Source organism: Streptomyces sp. NPDC086080 (assembly GCF_044540255.1).
Classification (GTDB): domain Bacteria; phylum Actinomycetota; class Actinomycetes; order Streptomycetales; family Streptomycetaceae; genus Streptomyces.
Map to the genome: position 1 here is coordinate 135,937 of NZ_JBITRU010000018.1, position 26,994 is coordinate 162,930.

A 26,994-nucleotide genomic window follows, 5' to 3' on the forward strand; every position below is an offset into this window, starting at 1 on the left:
TGTTCGCTGTATGTGATAGTCGGGCGTGAAGAAGACCACTCCATCGTGGGGCGGGCGCCCGGGGTGCGTAATGTCGTACTCATGAGTACGACAGGTGCGACCGCCGACCCGCTCGCGGCCCTGGGTGCCTTGCCCGGTGTGGCCGACTCCGTGGAGTCCGTGCGCAAGGCCGTGGACCGGGTCTACGGACACCGGGTCATGCGGCGGCGCAGCAACGAGATCACCTCCGAGGCGGCGCTGCGCGGCGCCCGTGGCTCGGCGGCGCTGTCGGGCGCGGACTGGGCCCTGGAGGAGGTGCGCCGGCGCAGCGACTTCAGCGGCGACGACGAGGCACGCTCGGTGGGTGCGGCGCTGCGCCTGACCGCCGAGGCGGGTCAGCTGCTGTCCATCTGGCGACAGTCTCCGCTCAGGGTGCTGGCCCGGCTGCACCTGATCGCGGCGGCCGACAAGGCCGAGCAGGTCGGGCGGCCGCGGCAGGAGGGTGAGCCGGTCGACGAGCCGCTGATCGTCCTTCCGCTGCCGAGCGCGCCGGAGGCGCACGGCCGGCTGGACGGCCTGTCCGAGCTGATCATCGCGGGCGGTTCCGCACCGGCGCTGGTGACGGCCGCGGTCGTGCACGGCGAACTCCTCGCGCTGCGCCCGTTCACCTCCCACAACGGGCTGGTCGCCCGCGCGGCCGAACGCATCGTTCTGGTCGGCAGCGGGCTCGACCCCAAGTCGGTCTGCCCGGCCGAGGCGGGCCACGCCGAACTGGGGCGGGAAGCCTATCTGCGGGCTCTGGAGGGCTATGTCTCCGGGACGGCCGAGGGAGTGGCCGCCTGGATCGCGCACTGCGGGCGGGCGGTCGAGCTCGGGGCGCGCGAGTCGACGGCGGTGTGCGAGGCGCTGCAGCGCGGGGCGGCTTGAGAGGCGGTCGTACGGGAACCGCGCAAAGATGCGGCGGTACGAGAACTCGTACCGCCGCTGGCATGTTCACCGCGTTACCAAGCGTCCTCGAAATATGCCCATCAGGCCGGGGACTTTGCCCGTCACCTGGTGCGGCTGGCCCGTAATCGACGGGTCGACGTCGCGTGGGTTCTCGGTGTTCATGCGCGGTCCGTGGGGCCAAATGCGTTGCGAAGGTGATCCTCTCGGATGTCCCTTGGTCTCGCGGGCCGTTAAGTCCTTTGTACTCCGGGTTCGAAGGAAGGGGAAGTCCCGGCCCTGCTTCTTTGCCTTTGGGTGCAAAGGCGCGCCCATCGGACGTCGATAGGGCAAAGGTGTGCCGGCATCCCGTCCGTGAGGCTCGTGGGGCGGGATCTCAGGCCGCCGGCGCCCGGCGTCGGCTGGCGTACCAGACGAGACCGGCCGTGGCCGCCGCGGCTCCTATCGCGGCCGCCGCGACCAGTGCCGGGCGGGGCGGTACGGAGAAGGCGGGGAAGCGCTGCTTGAGGCGTACCGGCCGGTGGAAGTCGAGGATCGGCCATTCGCGCGTGAGTGCCTCGCGGCGCAGCGCGCGGTCCGGATTCACGGCGTGCGGGTGGCCCACGGACTCCAGCATCGGCACATCGGTCACCGAGTCGCTGTAGGCGTAGCAGCGGGCCAGGTCGTAGCCCTCGGAGGCGGCGAGTTCGCGGATCGCTGCGGCCTTGGTCGGTCCGTACGCGTAGTACTCCACCTCGCCGGTGAAACACCCGTCGTCCCCTACGACCAGGCGGGTGGCCACGACCCGGTCGGCGCCGAGGAGTTCGCCGATCGGCTCGACGACCTCGGCGCCCGATGTGGACACGATCACGACGTCGCGCCCCGCGGTGTGGTGCTGCTCGATGAGCGTCGCTGCCTCGTCGTAGATGATCGGGTCGATCAGGTCGTGCAGCGTCTCGGCGACGATCTCCCTGACCTGCTGGACGTTCCAGCCGCGGCACAGGGCCGACAGGTACTTGCGCATCCGCTCCATCTGGTCGTGGTCCGCGCCGCCGGCGAGGAACACGAACTGGGCGTATGCGGTACGCAGGACCGCCCTGCGGTTGATCAGACCGCCTTGGTAGAACGACTTGCTGAAGGTGAGCGCGCTCGACTTCGCAATGACCGTCTTGTCCAGGTCAAAGAAGGCGGCTGTGCGGGGCAAGGAGTGGTTTTCCACATCCCTGAGCATAGGCGCAGCCCATTCGGCGTAAGGTGGGGCGCGTGGGTTTGCCTGAGAAGGCTCTCGGGTACACCATGGAAGTCACGGATCGTTCGCGACCGTGTCTAACCCGGTCCGACTCCTCCCCCCCCGAGTCGGCCGTGGGGACGACCCCCGCTCTCCCCCCCGGCGGGGGTCGTCGCATGTCCGGACGCATTTCTTCCTCTTCAGCCCGGCCTCGAGGCGCCGTCGCGACTCTTGTTCCCGGTGTCTTGTCATGCGCATGAAAGGTTACTTTGAGTAGTCGACGGGCTGCTCTGCGGCGCTCGCGTGGAGCGCACCGCTCTCACCGGTATGAGTGTCCGCGATATTCACAGTCGTCGCCTCATCCACAGAAATCGACCAAGATCCACATCTTTTTCCGGACCGCCGCACCGTGATTTCGACGCGACCCGCTTGCCGCGAGTTCCTACCCGGTTCCGCTCGCGGAGTCGCGTACGGCCGGTTTCCGTCGGCCGACCGCAGGAGGGCCGCCGACCGGTTCTCCGCATGTCCGGGAATCGCGGGGCCGCAGAGGTCGCGCGGCGATACGTCAAGGCGATACGTCAAAGGGGGACGAACATGAACGGAACCATCACGCACGACCCGCCGCCCGCCTCCGGAGGAGGAGGGCGACAGGGTGCGCCGCTGATCGTCACGGAGGACGCCGGACTCCTCGACGACCTGTTGCGCCTGTGCGCGGCGGCCGGTGCCACACCGGAGGTTCATCACGGGGTGCCGGAGGCGAGGGGCAGCTGGGAGACGGCACCGCTCGTGCTGGTCGGCGACGATGCCGCACGTCGTGTGCGTGGCGCGGCCCGCCGGCCGGGAGTGGTGCTGGTCGGACGGGACCAGGACGACTCAGGGGTCTGGCGGCGGGCCGTCGGGATCGGCGCCGACCATGTGCTGATGCTGCCCGACGGCGAGCAGTGGCTCGTCGACCGCATCGCCGACGTGGCCGAAGGCGTCGGCCGGCCCGCCCTGACCGTAGGCGTCATCGGCGGCCGGGGCGGCGCCGGAGCGTCCACACTCGCGTGTGCGCTCGCCGTCACCTCCGCGCGTGAGGGACTGCGCACCCTGCTCGTGGACGCGGATCCCCTGGGCGGCGGACTCGACGTGGCCCTCGGCGGGGAGACGGCCAAAGGGCTGCGCTGGCCCGCGTTCGCCGCGTCACGCGGCCGGGTCGGCGGCGGGGCCCTGGAGGAGTCACTGCCGGAACTGCACTCGCTGCGGGTGCTCAGCTGGGACCGCGGTGACTGCCTCGCCGTACCGCCCCGGGCCGTACGCGCGGTGCTCGCCGCGGCCCGGCGTGGAGGCGGCGCCGTGGTGGTGGACCTCCCGCGGCGCGTCGACGACGGGGTCGCGGAAGTCCTCGCGCAACTGGACCTCGGCCTCCTCGTGGTCCCCGCGGAACTGCGCGCCGTCGCGGCGGCGGGCCGTGTCGCCTCCGCCATGGGCATGGTCCTGCGCGATCTGCGGGTGGCGGTACGCGGGCCCTACGCGCCGGGACTGGACGACCGTGAGGTGGCCCGGCTGCTGGGACTGCCCCTCGCGGGAGACGTGCCCGTCGAACCCGCCCTCCAGCGCCCGTACAGCACGGGACGACCTCCCGGGGCATCCGGCAGGAGCCCGCTGGCCCGCTTCTGCAAGGAGTTCTGGGAGCGCGCGCTGGTGGAGGCGAGGACGGTATGAGGGGAGCGGTGGTGAGCGGGGCGGGAATGCCTCCCGGCCTGCTCGACGGGGTGCGGCGGTGGCTGGCCGAGAGCGGCGCCGAGCCGACGCCCGCGCGGGTGGCGCAGGCGCTGCGGGACCAGGGCCGGGTGCTCGGGGACGCCGAAGTGCTCGGTGCCGCCGAGCAGTTGCGGTCGGAGCTGGTCGGCAGCGGCCCGCTCGAGCGGCTGCTGGCCGATCCGTCGGTGACCGACGTCCTGGTGTCGGCACCGGACCGGGTCTGGGTGGACCGCGGCGGCGGGCTGGAACTCAGCGAGGTCTCCTTCCCGGACGAGACGGCCGTGCGGCGCCTGGCCCAGCGGCTCGCCGCCGTGGCCGGCCGGCGCCTCGACGACGCCCGGCCGTGGGTCGACGCACGGTTGCCCGACGGGACCCGGCTGCACGCGGTACTGCCCCCGGTGGCGGTGGGCTGCACCTGTCTGTCGCTACGGGTCGTCCGGCCGCGCGCCTTCACGCTCGGCGAATTGGTGGCGGCGGGGACGGTTCCGCCCGGCGGGGACCGTGTACTGCGGGCACTGCTGGACGCACGGTTGTCGTTCCTGGTCAGCGGAGGGACCGGCAGCGGCAAGACGACCTTGCTGAGCGCACTGCTGGGCCTGGTCGGGCCGGACGAACGGATCGTGCTGGCCGAGGACTCGGCGGAGCTGCGTCCGGATCATCCGCACGTGGTGCGCCTGGAGACCCGGCCCGCCAACCAGGAGGGTGCCGGTCTGGTCACCCTCGAGGACCTGGTGCGCCAGGCGCTGCGGATGCGGCCGGACCGGCTGGTCGTGGGCGAGGTCCGCGGTCCGGAGGTGGCCCATCTGCTGGCCGCCCTCAACACGGGCCACGAAGGCGGTTCGGGAACGGTGCACGCCAATGCCGCCGCCGATGTGCCCGCCCGGCTGGAGGCGCTCGGTACGGCTGCCGGACTCGACAGGTACGCCCTGCACAGTCAACTGGCCGCCGCGCTCTCGGTGGTGCTGCACCTCGTGCGGGACCGGAGCGGCCGACGGCGGATCGCGGAGGTGCATGTGCTGGAGCGGGACCCGTCGGGGCTGGTGCGGACGGTGCCGGCACTGCGATGGGGTTCCGAGGCGTTCGTCCACGAGCGCGGCGCGGAACGGCTGCGGGACCTGCTCCGGAACGCCGGCGGCGAAGGACCGGGGCAGGAGGCCGGGCGATGAGCGGGACGACCGAGGTGTCGATGGGCGCGGTCGTGGCCTGTCTGGGGGCAGCCGCCTGGCTGCTGGGCGGCGGGCACGTGGGGGCCAGGCGGGCCCGGTTGCTGCTGGCCCCGGGCGGCACGGTGGAAGAGGGGCCGCCGAGGTGGCCCCGGGCGATCCACGAGTGGGCCCGGGTGCGAGGGCGGTCGCGGAGCGAGTGGTCGTCGTTGGCCGCCGGGCTGCTGCTGGCGTTGCTGGGCGGGTCGGTGCTGCCGGTCCTCGCCGGGGCGGTCGGAGTGCCCCTTCTGCGGCGCGTGCGGCGGTCCGCCGGGGAGCGCCGGGCCCGGGAGAGGCGCGGCGAGGCGGTGATCTCGCTGTGCGGGGCGCTCGCCGGTGAGGTGCGGGCCGGGCGGCAGCCGGGTGAGGCACTGCTGTCGGCCGCCAGGGACTCCGGCGGGCTCGGCGACACCCAGGCGGCGGTGCTGGCGGCGGCGCGATTCGGCGGGGACGTCCCGGAGGCGCTCGCGGCGGCGTCCCGGCAGCCGGGCGCGGAAGGGCTGCGAGGGCTCGCCGCGTGCTGGCGGGTGGCGGTGGACCAGGGAGCCGGGCTTGCGGCCGGGCTCGACCGGCTGGAGGCGGCGCTGCGTGCGGAACGGGACCAGCAGGCCGATCTGCGAGCTCAGTTGGCCGGTGCCCGTGCCACCGCGGTGATGCTCGCCGGTCTCCCGGTCGTGGGCCTGGCGCTCGGCGCGGCCCTCGGTGCCGACCCGCTGCACGTCCTCCTGCACACGCCGGCGGGACTGGCCTGTCTGGCGGCCGGTGGGGTGCTGGAGGCCCTGGGGCTGTGGTGGGTCCTGCGGATCATGCGGGGCGCGGAGGCGACGGTATGAGCGGGGACGTTGTCCACAGGCTGGGGACGGTCCTGGGGATCGTATCGCTGCTCGGCCCGCCGGCGGGGTGGTGGTGGCGTACGCGGTGCGAGCGGAGAGTACGGCGGCGGCTGGCCGAGGTGCTGCCGACGGAACGGACGGCGACTGCCTCACGCCCCGGGCTGCTGCGGGCCGCCGCGCGGAGGTGGCTGCCGCTGGGGGGTGTGGTGTGTGCCGGGTGGGGGCTGGTGGGCGGTCCCGCCGGAGTGGCGGTGGGCCTGGCAGCCGCGGCGGGGCTGTGGCGGTGGCGACTGCGACAGGCGGCCGCCGGTGTGGACAGCCGGCAGGCGGACGCCGCCGAGGCGGCACGTCAGCTTCCCCTGGCCGCCGACCTGCTGTCCGCCTGCATCGCGGCGGGCGCCGGGCCGGTACTGGCGGCGCAGGCCGTCGGGGAGGCCCTGGACGGGCCGGTCGGAGGTGCGCTCGCGCGGGGCGCGGCGGAGGTGCGGCTCGGCGGTGAACCGGGCGCGGCCTGGCACGGACTGGCGGTGCTGAAAGGAGCCATGCCGCTGGCCCGGCTGCTGGAACGGGCCGATGTGTCCGGCCTTCCCCTGGCCACCCCCATGAGCCGGCTGGCCGCCGGCGCACGCGCGGAGTGGACCCGCGCGGCTACGGCACGGGCCCGGAGAGCGGCCGTCATGGTCAGCGCCCCGGTGGGGCTGTGCTTTCTTCCCGCGTTCATCGCGGTCGGCGTGGTGCCCGTGGTGATCGGGCTCGCGGACGGGGTCCTGGGAGGAGGTGGTGGGTGACGGGAGATGACCGGCTGAACCGGAAGAAACAGCGCTGTCCACAAGATCAATACGACTTCTCCTCATGGAGGTTGAGATGTATCAGGCGGTACGGGCACGACTGCGTGCCCTGGTGTGCAGGGCGCGTACGGCACGGAGGGACGCCGGAATGGTGACCTCGGAGTACGCCATGGGAATCGTGGCGGCGGTGGCGTTCGCCGTGGTGCTCTACAAGGTGGTCAACAGCGGACCGGTCAGCACGGCGCTGCGGAACATCGTGCAGCAGGCACTCGATGGCCGCATGTGAGCGGCGCGCGGACCGGGGGTTCGTGACGGCGGAGGCGGCCATGGTGCTGCCTGTCCTGGTGATGTTCACGACGGCGCTGGTCTGGGGCCTGCTGGTGGTGGCGGCGCAGATCCAGTGCGTGGACGCGGCGCGCACGGGCGCCCGCGCGGCGGCCCGGCACGATCCGCCCGAGGCGGTGGTCGAGGTGGCCCGCGCGGCGGCACCGCCCGGCGCGAGGGTCACGGTGCGCCGGGAGGCGGAGCGGGTGCGGGTCGTCGTCGTGGCCAGGCCACCGGTGCTGCACGGGTTGCCGTTCGAACTGCGGGAGGAGGCCGTCGCGGCGGTGGAGGAGATGGTGGGAGTGGGAGCGTGAGAGCCCGGTCGCGTGAGCCGTGGGCCGAGGGCGGCCGAAGCGCTGTGCGCGGCACCGGCCGGGGGCCCGCCGGGTACCGACGTGGTGGCAGCGACCGGAAGCGCGGCGGCCGGCGGCCCGCGCCGCGCTCCGACCGAGGGTCGGCAACGGTCTGGAGTGTCGGTGCGACGGCCGTGCTGTGCGTGGTGTTCGGCATCGTCCTCGCCCTCGGACACGCCGTCGTGGTCCGGCACCGGGCGGCCGGGGGCGCGGACCTCGCGGCGCTCGCGGCGGCGGACCACTGGATGGCAGGCGGTCCGGCCGCGTGCGAGCGGGCGGACCGGGTGGCCCGGGCGCAGGACGCGCGGCTCGTGCGGTGTGCGATCACCGGGGAGGTGTCCGATGTGTCGGTGGTGTCGGGCCGGGGCCCGTTCGCGGTGGAGGTGAGGGCACGGGCCGGGCCGGCCGACGGGGCGGTACCGCGGACGGGGTAGCGGGCCGTTCCCCGGAGGGCGTGCACTGGGGCCGTTCGGGAAGCGTCCCTCAGCGACTCCGGTCGCGGGGGGCCTCCGGGACCGGACCACGCGGGCCCCGGTGCGGAGGTTCCGGTCGGTCTCCGGGCTCTGTGTCCGTCCCGGGCGCCGGTGCCCGCCCAGGCCTCACCGCGACGGTCCCACCAGCCGCGCCGGCCCCCTCCGACTCCTCCGGCCCTTCCGGCCCTTCCGGCCCTTCCGGCCCTTCCGGCCCTTCCGGCCCTTCCGGCCCTTCCGTGTCCTCGGTCCCCTCCCGCCGCTGTGCCGGTGCGCCCTCCAGCAGCACGGTGAGCAGCCGTACCGCGCCCCGTTTGTGCAGCGGGTCGTTGCCGTTGCCGCACTTGGGGGACTGGATGCAGGAGGGGCAGCCGGCGTCGCATTCGCAGGAGGCGATGGCCTGACGGGTGGCCGTGAGCCAGGAGCGGGCGGTGTGGAAGGCCCGTTCCGCGAAGCCCGCGCCGCCCGGGTGGCCGTCGTAGACGAAGACCGTCGGGAGCAGGGTGTCGGGGTGGAGCGGGACCGACACACCGCCGATGTCCCAGCGGTCGCAGGTCGCGAAGAGCGGCAGCATGCCGATCGACGCGTGCTCCGCGGCGTGCAGGGCACCGCCGAGGATCTCCGGGTTGATCCGGGCCCGGTCCAGTTGGTCCTCGGTGACGGTCCACCACACCGCGCGGGTGCGCAGCGTACGAGGAGGGAGGTCGAGCTTCGTCTCGCCCAGCACTTCGCCGGTGATCTGGCGCCGGCGCAGGAAGGAGACCACTTGGTTGGTGACCTCGACGGAGCCGAAGCACAGACGACCGTCGCCCCAGGGGATCGCGGTGTCCGTCTCCAGCACGGTGATCGACGTCGTGTCCCGGGCCACCGTCGTGTAGGCCGGGCTCGCCCGCTCGACCAGGGCGACGGAGTCCTCCAGGTCGAGGGAGCGGACGAGATACGTGTGGCCCTGGTGCAGATGGACGGCACCCTCGTGGACACTCGTGTGCGCGGCGCCCGCGTCGACGGTGCCGAGGAGTCGGCCCGTACCGGCCTCGACGACCTGCACCGGGCGGCCGCCCTCGCCGCGGATGTCGGTCAGGTCGGCGGCGCGTTCGCGGCGGGTCCAGTGCCAGGCCTTCGTCCGTCGGCGCAGCAGCTTCGCGGCCTCCAGCTGCGGCAGCAGATCCCCGGTGGCCGGGCCGAACAGAGCCAGATCCTCCTCCGTCAGAGGCATTTCCTCCGCGGCCGCGCACAGGTGGGGGGCGAGCACGTAGGGGTTGTCGGGATCGAGGACGGTGGATTCCACCGGCCGGTCGAAGAGGGCCTCGGGATGGTGGACGAGGAAGGTGTCCAGAGGATCGTCGCGGGCGACCAGAACGGCGAGGGCACCCTGCCCGGAACGGCCGGCGCGGCCCGCCTGTTGCCACAAGGAGGCCCGGGTGCCCGGATATCCAGCGATCACCACGGCGTCCAGACCGGAGATGTCCATGCCGAGTTCGAGGGCGTTCGTCGCCGCGAGGCCGAGGAGTTCGCCGGAGTGCAGGGCCCGTTCGAGGGCGCGGCGCTCCTCGGGGAGGTAACCGCCCCGGTATGCCGCGACACGCCGGGCCAACGAGCGGTCGACCTCGGCGAGGCGTTCCTGGGCGATCACGGAGATGAGTTCGGCGCCCCGCCGGGAGCGTACGAAGGTGACGGAGCGGATTCCCTGCACGGTCAGGTCGGTCAGCAGATCGGCGGCCTCCGCGGTGGCCGTGCGGCGGACGGGGGCGCCCTTCTCGCCGTGCAGTTCGGTGAGCGGCGGCTCCCAGAGGGCGAACACCAGTTCACCGCGGGGTGAGGCGTCGTCGGCCACTTCCACCACCGGCAGGCCCGTGAGACGGCGGGCGGCGACCGCGGGCTCGGCGGCGGTCGCGGAGGCCAGCAGAAACACGGGGGACGCGCCGTAGCGGGCGCACAGGCGCCGCAGCCGGCGCAGCACCTGGGCGACATGCGAGCCGAACACACCCCGATAGGTGTGGCACTCGTCGATGACGACGTACTTCAGCGATTTCAGGAAGGAGGACCAGCGGGGGTGGGACGGCAGGATCCCCCGGTGCAGCATGTCCGGGTTGGTCAGGACGTAGGTGGCGTACTGGCGGATCCACTCGCGTTCTTCGAACGGCGTGTCACCGTCGTAGACCGCCGCGCGCACCGAATGGCCCAGTGGTCGTGAAAGGTCCTTCACAGACCGGCACTGGTCCGCGGCGAGGGCCTTCGTGGGCGCCAGATACAGAGCGGTCGCCCCCCGGCCGTTGGGGGCCTCGGCCCCGTCCAGGAGCGTGGACAGGACGGGCATCAGATACGCCAGGGACTTGCCGGACGCCGTACCGGTGGCGACCACCACGGACTCGCCGTCCAGGGCGTGCTCGGCGGCGCGTGCCTGGTGGGCCCAGGGATGGCCGATGCCCGCGGCCCGCACGGCGTCGACGACCTCCGCGCGGATCCGGTCCGGCCAGGGGGCATGGCGACCCGCGCGCGGGGGCAAGTGCTCGGTATGAGTAATGCGCGAAGCCCGGCCCGGTCCGGACACGAGGCGGTCCAGGACCACGCCCGGCGCGGTCCTGGACGGGGTGTCCGTCGGGGGTCGATCGGATCGGTGATTCTTGGCCATCGGCACCGAGTGTGTCACTGGAGTGACGGACAATGGGGCCAAGGCGTCGTGCACGCCTGCCGGTAAGTGATTGAATGCCATCGCGGCTGGCGAACCGTCCCGGGGGCTGAGCCGAGATGCCCCAAGGGCGACCGCTCGATAGCTAGGTGCTGGAGGATCCGTGGACCTGTCCCTGTCGACCGAGACCATGGGCGATCGCACGATCGTCAGGGTCGGTGGCGAAATCGACGTATATACCGCGCCCAAGCTGCGCGAGCAGCTGGTCGAGCTGGTGAATGACGGCAGTTTCCACCTTGTCGTCGACATGGAAGGCGTGGACTTCCTCGACTCCACCGGACTCGGCGTGCTGGTCGGCGGCCTGAAGCGGGTGCGTGCCCATGAGGGCTCGCTGCGCCTGGTCTGCAACCAGGAGCGCATTCTCAAGATTTTCCGTATTACCGGCCTCACCAAGGTGTTCCCGATCCACACCTCGGTCGAGGAAGCGGTGGCGGCCACCGACTGACCGCTCCGCTCCCGGACCGGTGGTCCGGGCGGCAGAAGAGAAGCACGAGGAGGGCCGGGCGTTCGGCGGCCTGGCCTCTCCACAGCACGCCCGTAGTCGCGAGGGGGATGCATGGCCACCGTTGAACTCCGCTTCAGCGCGCTGCCCGAGCATGTCAGGACCGCACGCCTCGTGGCGGCGGCGGTGGCGCGCAGGGCCGGAGTGGACGAGGCCGTCCTCGACGAGGTCCGGCTCGCCGTCGGCGAGGCGTGCACCCGCGCCGTGGGACTGCACCAGCACGGCGGCATCTCGGCGCCGGTGAAGGTGCTGCTGATCGAGGAGGAGAAGCAGTTCTCCATCGAGGTCGGCGACAAGGCGCCCCACGCGACCCCCGGCCGGAACGGGTCCGGTGACGGGCCCGGCACCGACGTGGAGACCGAGGAGGACGAAATGGGCCTCGCGGTCATCAGCGGCCTCGTCGACGACGTCGAGGTCAGTGCGGGGCAGCACGGTGGATCGATCCGCATGAGGTGGCCCACCGTGCCGCCGGCCACCCTCCTCGCCTGACCGCGCCCACCCGGTTCATCCGGACGGCGACTCCTGTACCGAAGGGCCCCCCTCGCGGGGCCCTTCGGCACGTGCGGGTGTCGTTGCCCGCGCTTACAGTGGTCTCGCGTGGTTGATCGCGTGAATTCGTTCACGATCGACCCGTGCCCTGGAAATTCGATCACGTGAATGCGTCAAAGGCATTACCGATTTCCGGCGGGCGGTCGCCCGGCGATCATCGGGAAGAGTGCAGGCAAGCCATTTACATTTCCCGCGCTCTGTTTTGATCAGGTTCCGGTACCTACAATCCCGTCCACATCTTGAGCTCAGCCCAAGCGTCAAGGAGGACGAATGGCGGAGCTTTTCATCCCACATCAGTCGGGCCAGACCACATCCCTCGCGGCCGCCGTGCTCACCGACGGCAACCGCCTGCTCGTGGTGGCCATCGGAGTCGTCGCGCTGGCGGCGCTCGTGGTCGCGGGAGCCCTGGTGCGCCAGGTACTCGCGGCCGACGAGGGCACCGGCAGCATGAAGAAGATCGCCGCAGCGATCCAGGAGGGAGCCAACGCCTATCTGGGCCGTCAGCTGCGCACGCTCGGGGTATTCGCCGTAGTCGTGTTCTTCCTGCTCATGCTGCTGCCGGCGGACGACTGGAATCAGCGTGCCGGGCGTTCGGTGTTCTTCCTGATCGGAGCGGCGTTTTCGGCAGCCACCGGCTATATCGGTATGTGGCTCGCTGTGCGCACCAATGTGCGGGTCGCGGCAGCGGCGCGCGAAGCCACTCCGGCGGAGGGCGAGCCGGAAAAGGATCTCACCGCCGTCTCGCACAGAGCGATGAAGATCGCTTTCCGTACGGGCGGCGTCGTCGGCATGTTCACCGTGGGCCTCGGCCTGCTGGGCGCCGCCTGCGTGGTGCTGGTGTACGCGGCCGACGCGCCCAAGGTGCTCGAGGGATTCGGTCTCGGTGCCGCGCTGATCGCGATGTTCATGCGGGTCGGCGGCGGCATCTTCACCAAGGCCGCCGACGTCGGCGCCGACCTGGTCGGCAAGGTCGAGAAGGGCATTCCGGAGGACGATCCGCGCAATGCCGCGACCATCGCCGACAACGTGGGCGACAACGTCGGCGACTGCGCGGGCATGGCGGCCGACCTCTTCGAGTCGTACGCCGTGACCCTGGTGGCCGCGCTGATCCTGGGCTCGGCGGCGTTCGGCGACGCCGGGCTGGCGTTCCCGCTCCTCGTTCCCGCGATCGGTGTGCTCACCGCCATGATCGGCATCTTCGCCGTGGCACCACGGCGCGCCGACCGCAGCGGCATGAGCGCGATCAACCGGGGGTTCTTCATCTCCGCGGTGATCTCGCTCGCCCTGGTCGCGCTCGCCGTCTTCGTCTATCTGCCGTCCTCGTACGCCGATCTCGACGGCGTCACCGACGCGGCGATCCAGGGCAAGAGCGGCGACCCGCGGATCCTCGCGCTCGTCGCGGTGGGCATCGGCATCCTGCTCGCCGCCCTGATCCAGCAACTCACCGGCTACTTCACCGAGACCACCCGGCGACCCGTGCGGGACATCGGCAAGACCTCGCTCACCGGCCCCGCCACAGTCGTCCTCGCCGGCATCTCCCTCGGTCTGGAATCCGCCGTCTACACCGCCCTGTTGATCGGGCTCGGTGTGTACGGGGCGTTCCTGCTCGGCGGTACGTCGATCATGCTGGCGCTGTTCGCGGTGGCGCTGGCGGGCACCGGACTGCTCACCACGGTCGGTGTGATCGTCGCCATGGACACCTTCGGACCGGTCTCGGACAACGCGCAGGGCATCGCCGAGATGTCCGGTGACGTCGAGGGCGCGGGTGCCCAGGTGCTCACCGACCTGGACGCGGTCGGCAACACCACCAAGGCCATCACCAAGGGCATCGCCATCGCCACGGCCGTGCTGGCCGCGGCGGCGCTGTTCGGTTCGTACCGGGACGCCATCACCACCGGTGCGAGAGAGGTGGGTGAACAGCTCAGCGGTGAGGGCGCGCCCATGAGCCTGATGATGGACATCTCCCAGCCCAACAACCTCGTCGGTCTGATCGCGGGCGCGGCGGTCGTCTTCCTCTTCTCGGGACTGGCCATCAACGCGGTGTCGCGGTCGGCGGGTTCGGTGGTCTACGAGGTGCGGCGGCAGTTCCGCGAGAAGCCCGGGATCATGGACTACAGCGAGAAACCGGAATACGGCAAGGTCGTCGACATCTGCACCAGGGACGCCCTGCGCGAACTCGCCACGCCCGGTCTGCTCGCCGTGATGTCGCCCATCTTCATCGGGTTCACGCTCGGCGTCGGCGCCCTGGGCGCCTTCCTGGCGGGCGCGATCGGCGCGGGCACACTGATGGCGGTGTTCCTCGCCAACTCCGGTGGCGCCTGGGACAACGCCAAGAAACTCGTCGAGGACGGCCACCACGGCGGCAAGGGCAGCGAGGCCCATGCGGCCACCGTCATCGGCGACACCGTCGGCGACCCCTTCAAGGACACCGCGGGACCCGCGATCAACCCCCTGCTGAAGGTGATGAACCTGGTGGCGCTGCTCATCGCGCCCGCGGTCATCAAGTTCTCCTACGGCGCCGACAAGAGCGTCGGAATGCGGGTGCTCGTCGCGGTCCTCGCGCTGCTCGTGATCGTCGGCGCGGTGTACGTGTCCAAGCGGCGCGGCATCGCCATGGACGACGAGGGCGACGCCGAACCGGAACCCAAGTCGACCGATCCGGCGGTGGTTTCCTAGGAGCGGAGAGCGAACACCCGGTCACGGTGAGGGCGGACGGCGCGTACTGACGCGCCGTCCGCCCTCACCAGGGCTTCAGCGCCCCTTCCGTGAGCCTTCTCTCGCTTGGTGCAAATGGCTTCAAAAGTGTCTTGGCGGACGCTCGGCTGGTGGGTGTAGTCCATCCGGCGTGTATGTTCCGGGGCCGAGAGCCATGGAAGGGACCAATCCGGTGAACAAGAAGCTCGCGGTCGCACTGTCCGGCGGTGCGGTACTGGTACTGGCGCTGACGGGATGCGGCGGCGACGACAGCAACGAGAAGCTCGACGCCTGGGCGAAGGAGGTCTGCGACGCGGTGCAGCCGCAGGCCGCGAAGATCAGGTCGGCCAACGCCGCGATCCAGAAGGAGACCTCGGACAACAGCACTCCGGTAGAGGTCCAGACGGCCGACTCGAAGGCCTTCCAGGACATGTCCGACGCCTACAAGGCGATCGGCGGCGCCGTGGACAAGGCCGGTCCGCCGGACGTCGAGAACGGCGAGAAGAAGCAGACGGACGCGGTCAAGGAACTCAACGGCATCTCCGCGTCGTACGCCTCGCTGAAGAAGCAGGTCGACGGACTCGACACCGAGGACCAGGCGGAGTTCGCGGACGGTCTGAAGGACATCGCCGCCGAGCTGGACAAGCTGAGCAAGAGCGGGAACAACGCACTCAGCGCCCTGGAGGAGGGCGAGGTCGGCGAGGCGATGTCCCGGCAGCCCAGCTGCCAGACGGCCACCGCGTCGGCGGGGGCCACCAAGAGCTGACGCAGCGGCAGCGGCAGCGGCGGCGGGGCGCGCGCGGGGCGCGGGCGGCGGCCACAATGGAGGGCGTGAGTGACGCCAGCCTGCCGCCCCTGCCCTCGTCCGACCGTCCCGAAGCCGCCGCCCGGCTGCGGGACGCGCTGCTCGGAGCCTCCTTCACCGCCGACGGACTGCTCGAACTGCTCGGCGCCCCCGCCTACGCCGCACTGGCCCGCGGTGAGACCGTGCCCGCCCTCCGGGCCACCCGCGGGGACACCCCGCTGGAGACGCTCGTACGGCTGTTCCTGCTCCAGCAGCCCGTGCCTCACGCGCGTGTGGCGGACGTACTGCCCGTCGAGGACTGTCTGGAGGGCGGGTGGCTGACGCGCGCCGGCGCGGACGAGGTCACCGCCACGGTGGACGTCAGGCCGTACGGCGGACCGGACGGCGAGGACTGGTTCATCGTGTCCGACCTCGGATGCGCGGTCGGCGGAGCCGGCGGCATCGGCAGCCGGGACGAAGGCGTGGTCCTCGGCGTCGGCGGTGCCTCCACGACCCTGGCCGGCATCACCGTCCGTACGCCCGTGGCCTCCGCGCTCGATCTCGGTACCGGCTCCGGCATCCAGGCGCTGCACGCCGCGCGGCACGCCACCCGCGTGACCGCCACCGACGTGAACCCGCGCGCGCTGCACATCACCGCGCTCACCCTGGCGCTGTCGGCGGCCCCGGCCGCCGATCTGCGTGCGGGCTCGCTGTTCACGCCGGTCCGCGACGACGAGACGTACGACCTGATCGTGTCCAATCCGCCCTTCGTGATCTCGCCGGGCGCGCGGCTCACCTACCGCGACGGAGGGATGGGCGGGGACGATCTGTGCCGCACGATCGTTCAGGAGGCGGGGGGACGGCTGAACGAGGGCGGGTTCGCGCAGTTCCTCGCCAACTGGCAGCACGTGGAAGGGGAGGACTGGCAGGACAGGCTCAGGTCATGGGTGCCCCGCGGGTGCGACGCGTGGATCGTGCAGCGCGAGGTGCAGGACATCACCCAGTACGCCGAGTTGTGGCTGCGGGACGCGGGCGACCACCGTGGGGACGAGGCCGCGTACCAGGCGCGCTACGACGCGTGGCTGGACGAGTTCGAGGCGCGCAAGGTGAGGGCGGTCGGCTTCGGCTGGATCACCCTGCGCAAGTCGGGCTCCACCGCGGAGTCGATCAGGGTGGAGGAGTGGCCGCACCCGGTCGAGCAACCTCTCGGCGAGACAATCCGGGCACACTTCGACCGGCTCGACTATCTGCGTGCGCACGACGACGCGGCGCTGCTCGAGGCATGTTTCGAGCTGGCGGCCGAGGTGGTGCAGGAGCAGGTCGGGCTGCCCGGGGCGGAGGACCCGGAGCATGTCGTCCTGCGGCAGAACCGCGGGATGCGCCGGGCCACCCGGGTGGACACGATCGGCGCGGGCTTCGCGGGTGTCTGCGACGGCACCATGAGCGCGGGCCGGATCCTGGACGCCATTGCCCAGCTCCTCGGCGAGGACCCCGTGCTGCTGCGCGACCGTACGCCGGCCCAGATCCGGCTGCTGGTGGAGCAGGGCTTCCTGGAACCGGCCGGCTGAGTGGAGCAGGGCTTCCTGGAACCGGCCGGCTGAGTGGAGCGGGTGGGGCGGCGGCCGGTGGTCCCCCCGGGTCACATCGCTCTCGTAGCCACATCGAGCCCCACCCTTCACGCCGGCACCGGTCGCCCCTCCGTCTCTTTCACAGCGATCCGGAATTTTCTGAGCGGGGCCCCGGGACCGCTTCCGGCCGAGTTGCGGCCCCCCGTAGCCCCCACGTTCACCTCCGGTTCGCTCCGGCGCCGCCCGGGCGTGGCAGCGTCACGTCCGGGCCGGTACCGGCGGACGGAAAACGGACGGAAAGAAGGGCTCGGGCGATCATGGAGAGCGGACCGGCGGTCTTCACGGGGATGGTGTTCTGCCTGTTCGGCGCCGCATTGCTGGCCTGGACGACGACCCGCGCCCGGCAGCAGCGTCCGGTCGCCCAGGGTGTGAGCCCCGTCGCATCGGTCGCCGTCGCCGGACTGGCCGCGGTGATCGCCCTGGCCCTCGGCGCGTGGTGTTTCACCCGGCTGTGAGAGGGCTCGGGGTCATGGCCGTTCCCGGTAACCGGTAGGCCGCGCTCCGCATGAGGGCAGGCGCAGTCTGGACACTCCGGGCGGCAGGAACGGTGGTAGTCGGGTTACCGTTCGAGTGGCCGTTGCGGGCTTTTCCCGTTTGACACGGGGGCGGGATGTACCGTCACACTCCGCAGCGTCACCATGACCCGACCCGGGGAGACCGCCTGGGGAGGCCCCAGCGTCGACCGGAGAGAAGAGCGAAGTTGTCCCCGACCAGCGAGACCGCGAACGGCGGCCGCCGACTCGTCATCGTCGAGTCGCCTGCCAAGGCGAAGACGATCAAGGGTTATCTCGGCCCTGGCTACATCGTCGAGGCGAGCGTCGGGCACATCCGCGACCTTCCCAGCGGCGCCGCCGAGGTGCCCGAGAAGTACACCGGCGAGGTCCGCCGCCTCGGTGTGGACGTCGATCACGACTTCCAGCCGATCTATGTGGTCAACGCGGACAAGCGGGCCCAGGTCAAGAAGCTCAAGGACCTGCTCAAGGAGTCCGACGAACTCTTCCTCGCCACCGATGAGGACCGCGAGGGCGAGGCCATCGCGTGGCACCTGCAGGAAGTGCTCAAGCCGAAGATCCCGGTCAAGCGGATGGTCTTCCACGAGATCACCAAGGACGCGATCCGCCAGGCCGTCGCCAACCCGCGCGAGCTCAACCAGAAGCTGGTCGACGCCCAGGAGACCCGCCGCATCCTCGACCGCCTCTACGGCTACGAGGTCTCGCCGGTCCTGTGGAAGAAGGTCATGCCCCGGCTGTCCGCCGGCCGTGTCCAGTCCGTCGCCACCCGGCTCGTGGTGGAGCGGGAGCGCGAGCGCATGGCGTTCCGTTCCGCCGAGTACTGGGACCTGACGGGCACCTTCTCCCCCACCTCCGACTTCGCTCCGGCGGGGGGACCCCCAACCGGCCGCGCGGGTGACGCGTCGGATCCGTCGTCGCTGGTCGCCCGCCTGGGGACCGTCGACGGGCGGCGGGTCGCGCAGGGCCGCGACTTCGACTCCCTGGGACAGCTGAAGAGCGCGAACACCCTCCACCTCGACGAGGCGAACGCCCGCGCGCTCGCCGCCGCCCTGGAGAACACACGGTTCGCCGTGCGTTCCGTTGAGTCCAAGCCGTACCGCCGCTCGCCGTACGCCCCCTTCCGCACGACGACCCTGCAGCAGGAGGCGAGCCGCAAGCTCGGCTTCGGCGCGAAGGCCACCATGCAGGTCGCGCAGAAGCTGTATGAGAACGGCTACATCACCTACATGCGTACGGACTCGACGACCTTGAGCGAAACGGCGGTCGCCGCCGCCCGCGCCCAGGTCACGCAGCTGTACGGCGCCGACTACCTGCCCCCGCAGCCGCGCACCTACGCGGGCAAGGTCAAGAACGCGCAGGAGGCGCACGAGGCGGTCCGCCCCTCGGGGGACCGTTTCCGTACGCCCGCCGAGACCGGGCTGACCGGTGACCAGTTCAAGCTGTACGAGCTGATCTGGAAGCGGACCGTCGCCTCGCAGATGAAGGACGCCACCGGCAACTCCGTCACCGTGAAGATCGGCGGCGCGGCGGCCGACGGCCGGGACGTCGAGTTCAGCGCGTCCGGCAAGACGATCACCTTCCACGGCTTCCTGAAGGCGTACGTCGAGGGCGCGGACGACCCGAACGCCGAGCTCGACGACCGCGAGCGCCGGCTGCCGCAGGTCGCGGAGGGCGACGCCCTGACCGCCGAGGAGATCACGGTCGACGGGCACGCCACCAAGCCCCCGGCCCGCTACACCGAGGCGTCGCTGGTCAAGGAGCTGGAGGAGCGCGAGATCGGCCGCCCGTCGACGTACGCGTCGATCATCGGCACGATCCTCGACCGCGGCTACGTGTTCAAGAAGGGCACCGCCCTGGTGCCGTCCTTCCTCTCCTTCGCCGTGGTCAACCTGCTGGAGAAGCACTTCGGCCGGCTCGTCGACTACGACTTCACCGCGAGGATGGAGGACGACCTCGACCGCATCGCGCGCGGTGAGGCGCGGGCCGTGCCGTGGCTGAAGCGGTTCTACTTCGGCGAAGGCACCGACAACGGCGGCGCGGCCGAGGCGGGCAACGGCGACGGGGACCACCTGGGCGGTCTCAAGGAGCTGGTGACCGACCTGGGCGCGATCGACGCGCGTGAGGTGTCGTCGTTCCCCGTGGGCAACGGCATCGTGCTGCGCGTCGGGCGCTACGGCCCGTACATCGAGCGCGGCGAGAAGGACACCGAGGAGCATCAGCGCGCGGACATCCAGGACGACCTGGCGCCCGACGAACTGACCGTCGAGCTCGCCGAGGAACTGCTGGCCAAGCCGAGCGGCGACTTCGAGCTGGGCGCCGATCCGGCGACCGGGCACGCGATCGTCGCCAAGCACGGCCGCTACGGTCCGTACGTCACGGAGGTCCTTCCCGAGGGCACCCCGAAGACCGGCAAGAACGCGGTCAAGCCGCGCACCGCCTCCCTGTTCAAGTCGATGTCCCTGGACACGATCACGCTCGACGACGCGCTGAAGCTGATGTCGCTGCCGCGCGTGGTCGGCGCGGACGCCGAGGGCCAGGAGATCACCGCACAGAACGGCCGCTACGGGCCGTATCTGAAGAAGGGCACCGACTCGCGGTCGCTGCAGTCCGAGGAGCAGCTGTTCACGATCACGCTGGAGGAGGCGCTGGCGATCTACGCCCAGCCCAAGCAGCGTGGCCGGGCGGCGGCCAAGCCGCCGCTGAAGGAGCTGGGCACCGACCCGGTCAGCGAGAAGCCGGTCGTGGTGAAGGACGGCCGCTTCGGCCCGTACGTCACCGACGGGGAGACCAACGCGACGCTGCGTTCCGGCGACAGCGTCGAGGAGATCACCCCGGAGCGCGGGTTCGAGCTGCTCGCGGAGAAGCGGGCGAAGGGGCCCGCCAAGAAGACCGCGAAGAAGGCCGTCAAGAAGACGGCGGCCAAGAAGGCACCGGCGAAGAAGACGACGGCTGCCAAGAAGACCGTGGCGAAGAAGACCACCACCGCGAAGAAGACGACGGCGAAGAAGACCGTCGCCAAGAAGGCGACCGCGGCGAACGGCGCGGAGGACTGACCTCCGCTGCGGTGCGCCGGTACCTCGTCCGGTGACCCCGGCCTCTCTGCATGGGTGACGCCGGCCTCTCGTCCGGTCATACCGGACGGTCTTCGCCGGACGTTCGGAATGCGAACGCCCCGACAACACTTTGATGTCGGGGCGTGAGCATGTCAGGCGCGTCGTGCCGGGCTGTCGGCGCGGGCCGATAGGCTGAACGCATGACCCCAGCCGAGCAGCCAACGGCCCCTCAGCCGGCCCCCGACGACGCCCTGGTCGCGGACTCCCGCGAGCGTGCCGTCCGCGCCCTGCTGCGCCGACCGCAGCTGAAGCGGTTGTGGAGCGCACAACTGGTGGGCGGGGTCGGTGACATCCTGGCCCTTCTGGTGCTGGTCCTCCTGACGCTTCAGGCGGCGGTCGCCGAACAGTCGTTCGGTGGAGGCTACCGGGGTGTGGCGTTCGCAGTGGCGACCGTTTTCGGGGTGCGTATCCTCGCGACGCTGCTGTTCGGCGCCGTACTCCTCGGTCCGCTCACCTCGCTCACCTCGCAGGACGGGCCGCTGGACCGGCGCTGGACCATGGTCGGCGCCGACGGACTGCGGGCCGCGCTGCTCATCGTGGCGCCCCTGTGGATCGACTGGACACCCGAGAACGCACTGGCGCTGCTGCTCGTCACCGCCTTCGTGACCGGGGTCGCCGAGCGCTTCTGGACGGTGTGCCGCGAGAGTGCCGCGCCCGCCCTGCTGCCCGGCCCGCCGCCGGAGGGCGCCACCGTCCGGCCACTGCCCGACCACATGGACGCGCTGCGCCGCCTCTCGCTGCGCACGAGCTTCGTGGCGATACCGCTGGCGGCCGTCGCGCTCGTCGCCGCGGCCCTCCTCAACAACCTGCTGGGCACGGGCATCGACTGGTTCGGCGCCCACCAGGCCGCCCTCGCCTCGTATGTCGCGGCCGGGCTGTTCGCCGCCTCGCTGTCCGTCGTCACCCTCCTGGAACTGCCCGCCACGCGCACCCCGCGCCCGCGGTCGCCGCTGGAGGGTCTGCGCCGCCCGAAGAGCGCCGCGGGCCCCGAGAAGGGCCGCACCGGCGCGATGCCGCTCCTGGTGCTCGCGTCCGCGTCCGTGGCCGCCGCGATGTCCGCCGCCGTCGCCGTGTCGGTGCTGCACGCCATAGACCTGGACGGCGGCCCCGTGCTCTACGGCCTGCTGGTGGGCGCGCTGACCGGCGGTGTCGTCGTCGGTATCCGTACCGCGCCCGCCCTGCTGCCGGCCCTGTCGCGACGCAGGCTGCTCGCCCTCGCGCTCGCCTTCACCGGGGTCGCGCTGCTGGCCGCCGGGCTCGTACCGGACGTCACCAGCGTGCTGCTGATCATGGGGCTGGCCGGTATCGGCGCGGGCGTCGCCGCCAACACCGGGCACACACTGCTCGACCAGGAGACCGAGGACCAGCGCCGGGTCCGTACCACCGAGCATCTGCACGCGGTGGTACGGGTCCTGGTGGGGCTCGGTGCGGTGATCGCCCCGCTGGTCGCCGCGGGCATCGGGCCGCACCGGCTGGAGAACGGCCGCTTCGTCTTCGCGCACGGCGGCGCCGCGTTCACGCTGATGCTGGTCGGCGCGCTGCTGCTGCCGGTGGCCGCGCTGGTGCTCGCCAAGGTCGACGACCGTTCCGGGGTGCCGCTCCGTCAGGACCTGCGCGACGCGCTGCTCGGCGGCGACGACCCCGACCAGGCGCCCGCCGGCACCGGCTTCTTCATCGCCCTGGAGGGCGGTGACGGCGCCGGGAAGTCCACCCAGGCCGAGGCCCTCGCCGAGTGGATCCGGGCCAAGGGCCACGAGGTCGTCCTCACCCGCGAGCCCGGCGCGACCCCGGTCGGCAAGCGGCTGCGGTCCATCCTGCTGGACGTCTCCAGCGCCGGTCTCTCGCACCGCGCGGAAGCACTGCTGTACGCCGCGGACCGCGCCGAGCACATCGACACCGTCGTACGGCCCGCCCTGGGGCGCGGCGCGGTCGTCATCTCCGACCGGTACATCGACTCCTCCGTCGCCTACCAGGGCGCCGGGCGCGATCTGTCGCCGACCGAGATCGCCCGCATCAACCGCTGGGCGACCGACGGCCTGGTCCCGAACCTGACGGTGCTTCTGGATGTGGCACCGGAGACCGCGCGGGAGCGCTTCACCGAGGCACCGGACCGGCTGGAGTCGGAGCCCGCCGAGTTCCACGCGCGCGTGCGGGCAGGTTTCCTCACGCTCGCCGCCGCCGATCCCGGCCGCTACCTCGTGGTCGACGCCGGGCAGGCACCGGAGTCGGTCACCACGGTGATCCGGCATCGCCTCGACCGTGTCCTGCCGCTGTCCGAGGCCGAGATCCTGGCCCGGGAGGAGGCCCGCCGCAAGGCCGAGGAGGAGGCCCGCCGCAAGGCGGAGGAAGAGGCGGCCCGCAAGGCCGAGGAGGAGCGGCTGGAGCGCGAGCGCCAGGAGCAGCTGGCGCGGCTGCGCGCCGAGGAGGAGGAGCGCAAGCAGCGGGAGCTGGAGGAGGCGCAGCGGCGGGAGGCCGAACGGCAGGCGGAGGAGGCCCGGCAGCGTGCCGAGGAAGCGTGCCGGCGTGCCGAGGAGGAGCGGCAGCGGCTGCTCGCCGAGGAGAAGGCGCGCGCCGAGGAGGAGGCCCGCCGCAAGGCCGAGGAGGAGCGCCGCCGCAAGCAGGCCGAGGAAGAGGCACGGCTGCGCGCGGAGGCCGAGGCGCTGCGGCTGGAGAAGCAGCGCAAGGCGGAGGAGGCGCTGCTGCGCGCGGAGGAGGCCCGGCGGATGGCCGAGCAGGCCGCGGCCGCGGCGGAGGCGGGGCCGAAGGTGACCGGTGGAGCCGGTGCCTCGCGGTCGTCCGGCTCCGCGGACGCCCGGCCGCAGGCCGATGAAGCGATGACCGTGCCGACGCCGGTGGTGGCGCCGACGAACGCGTCGGGCGGTCCGGTGGACGAGACGGCCGTGCTGCCGCGGGTACCGGACGAGGGCGCCGGGCGGCGGTCCGGCCCTTCCCGCGAGTCCGAGGCGGAGGTGACGACCGAGCTTCCCAAGCCGCCCGTCCCGCCGGGCGCGGCGGACGACACGGCGGTGCTGCCGCCGGTACGCGGCGACGAGCAGGGGACCGCGGACCGGATGCCGCCCGGTCACACCCAGGACGGGCGCCCGGCGGCAGCCGGTTCCGGCGACTCGTCCCGTTCCGACGGGTACGACGGCCCGGTGGACCGTACGCGCGAGCTGCCGAGGATCGACCCGGAGCGCGCCCCGCGCCGAGGCCGGAAGCGCTCCGACTGGGCCGAGGAGACCCCGCTGGACGACCTGCCGAGCCTGGCCGACGAACTGCTGGGCCCGCACGACGAGGAGTACGACGACGGCGACGAGGGTGGCCGGGGACGCCGGCGCTGACCCGGCCACGGATCCGGTCGGGCACGACCGTTGTCCGTGCCCGGCCGCGGCCGTTGTCAGTGCCCGGCCGCACAATGGATCCCGTAGGCGGGACATGACGGACGCGACGGAAGGGCGGGCTGACCCAATGACCGTGTGGGACGACCTCGTCGGGCAGGAGCGGGTGAGCGAGCAGCTCGCCGCGGCCGCCCGGGACGCCGACGCGCTCGTCACCGCCGCGGCCACCGGCGCGCCCCCGCCCGAGGCATCGAGGATGACGCACGCCTGGCTGTTCACCGGCCCGCCCGGCGCCGGGCGCAACCAGACGGCGCGTGCCTTCGCCGCCGCGCTCCAGTGCGTCAGCCCCGACCGTGCCCTCGGCGGAATCCCCGGCTGCGGTTTCTGCGACGGCTGCCACACCGCGCTGGTCGGCACCCACGCCGACGTCAGCTCGATCGCCGCCGTCGGCTCCCAGATCCTCGTCGACGCCATGCGCGACACCGTCCGCAAGTCCTACACCGCCCCGGCGAACGGCCGCTGGCAGGTGATCGTGGTCGAGGACGCCGAGCGGCTGAACGAGAGGTCGGCCAACGCCGTCCTCAAGGCCGTCGAGGAACCCGCCCCCCGCACGGTCTGGCTGCTGTGCGCGCCCTCCATCGAGGACGTCCTGCCGACGATCCGCTCGCGTTGCCGCCACCTCAATCTGAGTACGCCCTCGGTGGCCGCCATCGCCGACATGCTCGTGCGGCGCGAGGGCATCGAGCCGGACGTCGCCGCCGCCGTCGCCCGCGCCACCCAGGGCCACGTCGACCGGGCCCGTCGCCTGGCGACCGACCCCGCCGCCCGCGCCCGCCGGGCCTCCGTACTCAAACTGCCCCTGCGTGTCGAGGACATCGGCGGCGCGCTCAAGGCCGCCCAGGAACTCGTCGACGCGGCCGCCGAGGACGCCAAGCAACTCGCCGAGGAGATGGACGGCAAGGAGACCGAGGAGCTGAAGGCGGCCCTCGGCGCGGCCCAGGGCGGACGCCTGCCGCGCGGCACGGCGGGCGTGGTCAAGGACCTCGAGGACATGCAGAAGCGCCGCAGAACGCGCACCCAGCGGGACAGCCTCGACATCGCGCTGACCGACCTCACCAGCTTCTACCGCGACGTCCTCGCCCTCCAGTTCGGCTCCCGTGTCGCCATCGCCAACGCGGACGCCGAGGACGCGCTGGACCGCCTGGCCCGGGGCAGCACACCTGAGTCCACCCTCCGCCGCATCGAGGCGATCGCGGCATGCGGTGAGGCCCTGGACCGCAACGTGGCTCCGCTGCTCGCGGTGGAGGCGATGACGATGGCCCTCAGATCGGGCTGACGGGCTGACGAGGTACCGGGGCCCGCCTCGGCGCGGTGACCCGTCACGCGTAACTCGTACGAGGCACGACATGCACACAGAGCACTCATTCCCTTGCACACGGTTACGCTCGCTGCATGTCGTACACAAGGCGCACCCACCGCGGGCCCCGTACCAAAGCCGCCCTGCTCGCCGCCACCGTGCTGCTGATCCCGGGTTGCTCCTCGGCGAGCACGACGAGCGGTACGGCGAGTACATCGGCACAGGCCGCGGCAGCAGCCCTTGCCCCCCTGCCCGGCTCCACACCCGCGGCCCTCACGCGGTACTACGAGCAGAAACCGGCCTGGCGCGACTGCGGCGTGGCCGGCTTCCAGTGCGCCACGCTGAAGGCTCCGCTCGACTATGCCGAACCGGCCGCCGGTGACATCCGCCTCGCCGTCGCCCGCAAGAAGGCCACGGGCCCGGGAAAGCGGCTGGGCTCACTGCTGGTCAACCCGGGCGGCCCGGGCGGCTCGGCGATCGGCTACCTCCAGGCGTACGCCGGAATCGGCTACCCGGCGGACGTGCGCGCCCGCTACGACATGGTGGCCGTCGACCCGCGCGGCGTCGCCCGCAGCGAACCCGTCGAGTGCCTGAGCGGACCGGAGATGGACGCGTACACGCGGACGGACATCACACCGGACGACGAGAAGGAGACCGGCACGCTGGTCGCCTCGTACAAGAGGTTCGCCGAGGGCTGCGGGGCGGACGCGCCGGAGCTGCTGCGCCATGTGTCCACCGTCGAGGCGGCCCGGGACATGGACATCGTGCGGGCCGCGCTGGGCGACGAGAAGCTCAACTACGTCGGGGCCTCGTACGGCACGCTCCTCGGCGCGACCTACGCCGGACTGTTCCCGGACCGCACGGGCCGTCTCGTCCTGGACGGCGCGATGGACCCCTCACTGCCCGCACGGCGCCTCAACCTCGAACAGACGGAGGGCTTCGCCACGGCGTTCACCGCCTTCGCCGAGGACTGCGTCCGCCGGAGCGACTGCCCTCTCGGCGGCGAGGGAACCAGCCCCGAGCAGGCCGGCAAGAACCTGAAGGCGTTCTTCGGCGAACTCGACACCCGCCCCGCCCCGACCGGGGACGCCGACGGCCGCAGGCTCACCGAGTCGCTCGCGACGATCGGAGTGATCGCCGCGATGTACGACGAGGGCGCCTGGGAGCAGTTGCGCGGGGCGCTGACCGCCGCGATGAAGGAGAACGACGGCGCCGGACTCCTCTTTCTCTCGGACAGCTACTACGAACGTGACGCCGACGGTGCGTACACCAATCTGATGTTCGCCAACGCGGCCGTGAACTGCCTGGACCTGCCGCCCGCCTTCGACTCCCCGGACGACGTGCGGCAAGCGCTCCCCGACTTCGAGCAGGCGTCGCCGGTCTTCGGCGAGAGCCTCGCGTGGGCCTCGCTGAACTGCGCGTACTGGCCGGTGAAGGCCACCGGTGAGGCGCAGCGCATCGAGGCGAAGGGCGCCGCCCCGATCGTGGTCGTCGGCACCACCCGGGACCCGGCGACCCCGTACCGCTGGGCCGAGGCCCTGGCCGGCCAGCTCTCCTCGGCGCGCCTCCTCACCTACGACGGCGACGGCCACACCGCCTACGGCCGCGGCAGCGCCTGCATCGACTCCGTGATCAACACCTACCTGCTCGACGGCACCCCGCCCAAGGACGGAAAGCGCTGCTCATAGCCGGTTCGACCATCCCGGAGGCGGGCCGGGGACAGCCCCTCCGGCCCGCCTCCGAGGCCGGTACGAAGCACCCTCGGAAACTGTGTAGACTTACCGACGTCGCTGATCGCACCATGGTGCCCCCAGCACGCCGCCTTAGCTCAGATGGCCAGAGCAACGCACTCGTAATGCGTAGGTCTCGGGTTCGAATCCCGAAGGCGGCTCCATTGAACCCCAGGTCACATAGCCCGTGACCTGGGGTTTTCTGTTGCTCAGGGCATGACGGGTCACACGGCCGGGTTGCCGTGACTTTGCCT

20 protein-coding genes and 1 tRNA gene are annotated in these 26,994 nt (G+C 72.0%); 19 read left to right on the plus strand and 2 right to left on the minus strand.

Features of this window, described 5'->3' with window-relative positions; all coding sequences use genetic code 11:
- Positions 1-81: 81 nt before the first annotated feature.
- The gene (locus tag ACIF9R_RS22030; protein ID WP_399982625.1) at positions 82-906 is read left to right on the plus strand and encodes an oxidoreductase; all 825 of its coding nucleotides are present in this window, start codon (positions 82-84) and stop codon (positions 904-906) included.
- A gap of 394 nt (positions 907-1,300) precedes the next feature.
- Here the strand turns inward: ACIF9R_RS22030 and ACIF9R_RS22035 are convergent, their stop codons facing one another.
- Entirely contained in the window at positions 1,301-2,134 is an 834-nt protein-coding gene (locus tag ACIF9R_RS22035) for an HAD family hydrolase (RefSeq protein ID WP_399982628.1), read from the minus strand.
- Between the two features lie 591 nt (positions 2,135-2,725).
- Here ACIF9R_RS22035 and ssd point away from each other — a divergent pair.
- From ssd to ACIF9R_RS22070, 7 genes are all read left to right on the plus strand, one after another.
- Positions 2,726-3,835, plus strand: coding sequence for a septum site-determining protein Ssd (ssd, locus tag ACIF9R_RS22040; RefSeq protein WP_399982631.1), 1,110 nt, complete (start codon positions 2,726-2,728; stop codon positions 3,833-3,835).
- Positions 3,832-5,040, plus strand: coding sequence for a TadA family conjugal transfer-associated ATPase (locus ACIF9R_RS22045; RefSeq protein ID WP_399982633.1), 1,209 nt, complete (start codon positions 3,832-3,834; stop codon positions 5,038-5,040). The genes ssd and ACIF9R_RS22045 overlap by 4 nt, the downstream gene beginning before the upstream one ends.
- A complete protein-coding gene (locus ACIF9R_RS22050) occupies positions 5,037-5,909 on the plus strand; it encodes a type II secretion system F family protein (RefSeq protein WP_399982636.1) in 873 nt (290 codons plus the stop codon). The genes ACIF9R_RS22045 and ACIF9R_RS22050 overlap by 4 nt, the downstream gene beginning before the upstream one ends.
- Positions 5,906-6,697 (plus strand): type II secretion system F family protein, encoded by a 792-nt coding sequence (locus tag ACIF9R_RS22055; RefSeq protein WP_399982639.1) that lies wholly within the window; start codon positions 5,906-5,908, stop codon positions 6,695-6,697. The genes ACIF9R_RS22050 and ACIF9R_RS22055 overlap by 4 nt, the downstream gene beginning before the upstream one ends.
- 76 nt (positions 6,698-6,773) lie before the next feature.
- Positions 6,774-6,983, plus strand: coding sequence for a DUF4244 domain-containing protein (locus tag ACIF9R_RS22060; protein WP_399982717.1), 210 nt, complete (start codon positions 6,774-6,776; stop codon positions 6,981-6,983).
- Positions 6,970-7,335 carry a TadE family type IV pilus minor pilin gene (locus ACIF9R_RS22065; protein WP_399982642.1) on the plus strand — a complete coding sequence of 122 codons (366 nt, stop codon included), beginning with the start codon at positions 6,970-6,972 and terminating at the stop codon, positions 7,333-7,335. The genes ACIF9R_RS22060 and ACIF9R_RS22065 overlap by 14 nt, the downstream gene beginning before the upstream one ends.
- Before the next feature lie 44 nt (positions 7,336-7,379).
- Entirely contained in the window at positions 7,380-7,808 is a 429-nt protein-coding gene (locus tag ACIF9R_RS22070) for an Rv3654c family TadE-like protein (RefSeq protein ID WP_399982719.1), read from the plus strand.
- Positions 7,809-7,857: 49 nt separating this feature from the next.
- On the opposite strand, the gene ACIF9R_RS22075 is transcribed toward ACIF9R_RS22070, so the two are convergent.
- Positions 7,858-10,557 (minus strand): DEAD/DEAH box helicase, encoded by a 2,700-nt coding sequence (locus ACIF9R_RS22075; protein WP_399982645.1) that lies wholly within the window; start codon positions 10,555-10,557, stop codon positions 7,858-7,860.
- Positions 10,558-10,636: 79 nt separating this feature from the next.
- Between ACIF9R_RS22075 and bldG the strand changes: the two genes are divergently transcribed.
- The 11 genes from bldG (at position 10,637) to ACIF9R_RS22130 (ending at position 26,904) form a co-directional block, all read left to right on the plus strand.
- Entirely contained in the window at positions 10,637-10,978 is a 342-nt protein-coding gene (gene bldG / locus ACIF9R_RS22080) for an anti-sigma factor antagonist BldG (RefSeq protein WP_003991900.1), read from the plus strand.
- 111 nt (positions 10,979-11,089) lie between these two features.
- Positions 11,090-11,524, plus strand: a complete 435-nt coding sequence (locus ACIF9R_RS22085) for an ATP-binding protein (RefSeq protein ID WP_399982648.1) — start codon at positions 11,090-11,092, stop codon at positions 11,522-11,524.
- 330 nt (positions 11,525-11,854) lie between these two features.
- Positions 11,855-14,260, plus strand: a complete 2,406-nt coding sequence (locus tag ACIF9R_RS22090) for a sodium-translocating pyrophosphatase (RefSeq protein WP_399982651.1) — start codon at positions 11,855-11,857, stop codon at positions 14,258-14,260.
- Positions 14,261-14,453: 193 nt separating this feature from the next.
- On the plus strand, positions 14,454-15,044 hold the full coding sequence (locus tag ACIF9R_RS22095; protein ID WP_399982654.1) for a small secreted protein: 591 nt from the start codon (positions 14,454-14,456) through the stop codon (positions 15,042-15,044).
- Positions 15,045-15,100: 56 nt separating this feature from the next.
- Complete coding sequence (locus ACIF9R_RS22100) at positions 15,101-16,630, plus strand: methyltransferase (protein WP_399982657.1); 1,530 nt, start codon at positions 15,101-15,103, stop codon at positions 16,628-16,630.
- A gap of 317 nt (positions 16,631-16,947) precedes the next feature.
- Positions 16,948-17,145 (plus strand): hypothetical protein, encoded by a 198-nt coding sequence (locus tag ACIF9R_RS22105; RefSeq protein ID WP_399982660.1) that lies wholly within the window; start codon positions 16,948-16,950, stop codon positions 17,143-17,145.
- A 245-nt stretch (positions 17,146-17,390) separates the two neighbouring features.
- On the plus strand, positions 17,391-20,255 hold the full coding sequence (gene topA, locus ACIF9R_RS22110; RefSeq protein WP_399982663.1) for a type I DNA topoisomerase: 2,865 nt from the start codon (positions 17,391-17,393) through the stop codon (positions 20,253-20,255).
- 200 nt (positions 20,256-20,455) lie between these two features.
- Entirely contained in the window at positions 20,456-23,656 is a 3,201-nt protein-coding gene (tmk, locus tag ACIF9R_RS22115) for a dTMP kinase (protein WP_399982666.1), read from the plus strand.
- 127 nt (positions 23,657-23,783) lie between these two features.
- On the plus strand, positions 23,784-24,989 hold the full coding sequence (locus ACIF9R_RS22120) for a DNA polymerase III subunit delta' (protein ID WP_399982669.1): 1,206 nt from the start codon (positions 23,784-23,786) through the stop codon (positions 24,987-24,989).
- 116 nt (positions 24,990-25,105) lie between these two features.
- The gene (locus ACIF9R_RS22125; RefSeq protein WP_399982671.1) at positions 25,106-26,698 is read left to right on the plus strand and encodes an alpha/beta hydrolase; all 1,593 of its coding nucleotides are present in this window, start codon (positions 25,106-25,108) and stop codon (positions 26,696-26,698) included.
- A 129-nt stretch (positions 26,699-26,827) separates the two neighbouring features.
- Positions 26,828-26,904: transfer RNA gene (locus ACIF9R_RS22130), tRNA-Thr, on the plus strand.
- The last annotated feature ends 90 nt before the right edge of the window (positions 26,905-26,994 follow it).

Coding starts and splice junctions, on each gene's coding strand:
- ACIF9R_RS22030 (WP_399982625.1), top strand. CDS start 82: ATGAGTACGACAGGTGCGACCGCCGACCCGCTCGCGGCCCTGGGTGCC.
- ACIF9R_RS22035 (WP_399982628.1), bottom strand. CDS start 2,134: ATGCTCAGGGATGTGGAAAACCACTCCTTGCCCCGCACAGCCGCCTTC.
- ssd (WP_399982631.1), top strand. CDS start 2,726: ATGAACGGAACCATCACGCACGACCCGCCGCCCGCCTCCGGAGGAGGA.
- ACIF9R_RS22045 (WP_399982633.1), top strand. CDS start 3,832: ATGAGGGGAGCGGTGGTGAGCGGGGCGGGAATGCCTCCCGGCCTGCTC.
- ACIF9R_RS22050 (WP_399982636.1), top strand. CDS start 5,037: ATGAGCGGGACGACCGAGGTGTCGATGGGCGCGGTCGTGGCCTGTCTG.
- ACIF9R_RS22055 (WP_399982639.1), top strand. CDS start 5,906: ATGAGCGGGGACGTTGTCCACAGGCTGGGGACGGTCCTGGGGATCGTA.
- ACIF9R_RS22060 (WP_399982717.1), top strand. CDS start 6,774: ATGTATCAGGCGGTACGGGCACGACTGCGTGCCCTGGTGTGCAGGGCG.
- ACIF9R_RS22065 (WP_399982642.1), top strand. CDS start 6,970: ATGGCCGCATGTGAGCGGCGCGCGGACCGGGGGTTCGTGACGGCGGAG.
- ACIF9R_RS22075 (WP_399982645.1), bottom strand. CDS start 10,557: ATGGCATTCAATCACTTACCGGCAGGCGTGCACGACGCCTTGGCCCCA.
- ACIF9R_RS22085 (WP_399982648.1), top strand. CDS start 11,090: ATGGCCACCGTTGAACTCCGCTTCAGCGCGCTGCCCGAGCATGTCAGG.
- ACIF9R_RS22090 (WP_399982651.1), top strand. CDS start 11,855: ATGGCGGAGCTTTTCATCCCACATCAGTCGGGCCAGACCACATCCCTC.
- ACIF9R_RS22095 (WP_399982654.1), top strand. CDS start 14,454: ATGGAAGGGACCAATCCGGTGAACAAGAAGCTCGCGGTCGCACTGTCC.
- ACIF9R_RS22100 (WP_399982657.1), top strand. CDS start 15,101: ATGGAGGGCGTGAGTGACGCCAGCCTGCCGCCCCTGCCCTCGTCCGAC.
- ACIF9R_RS22105 (WP_399982660.1), top strand. CDS start 16,948: ATGGAGAGCGGACCGGCGGTCTTCACGGGGATGGTGTTCTGCCTGTTC.
- tmk (WP_399982666.1), top strand. CDS start 20,456: ATGACCCCAGCCGAGCAGCCAACGGCCCCTCAGCCGGCCCCCGACGAC.
- ACIF9R_RS22120 (WP_399982669.1), top strand. CDS start 23,784: ATGACCGTGTGGGACGACCTCGTCGGGCAGGAGCGGGTGAGCGAGCAG.
- ACIF9R_RS22125 (WP_399982671.1), top strand. CDS start 25,106: ATGTCGTACACAAGGCGCACCCACCGCGGGCCCCGTACCAAAGCCGCC.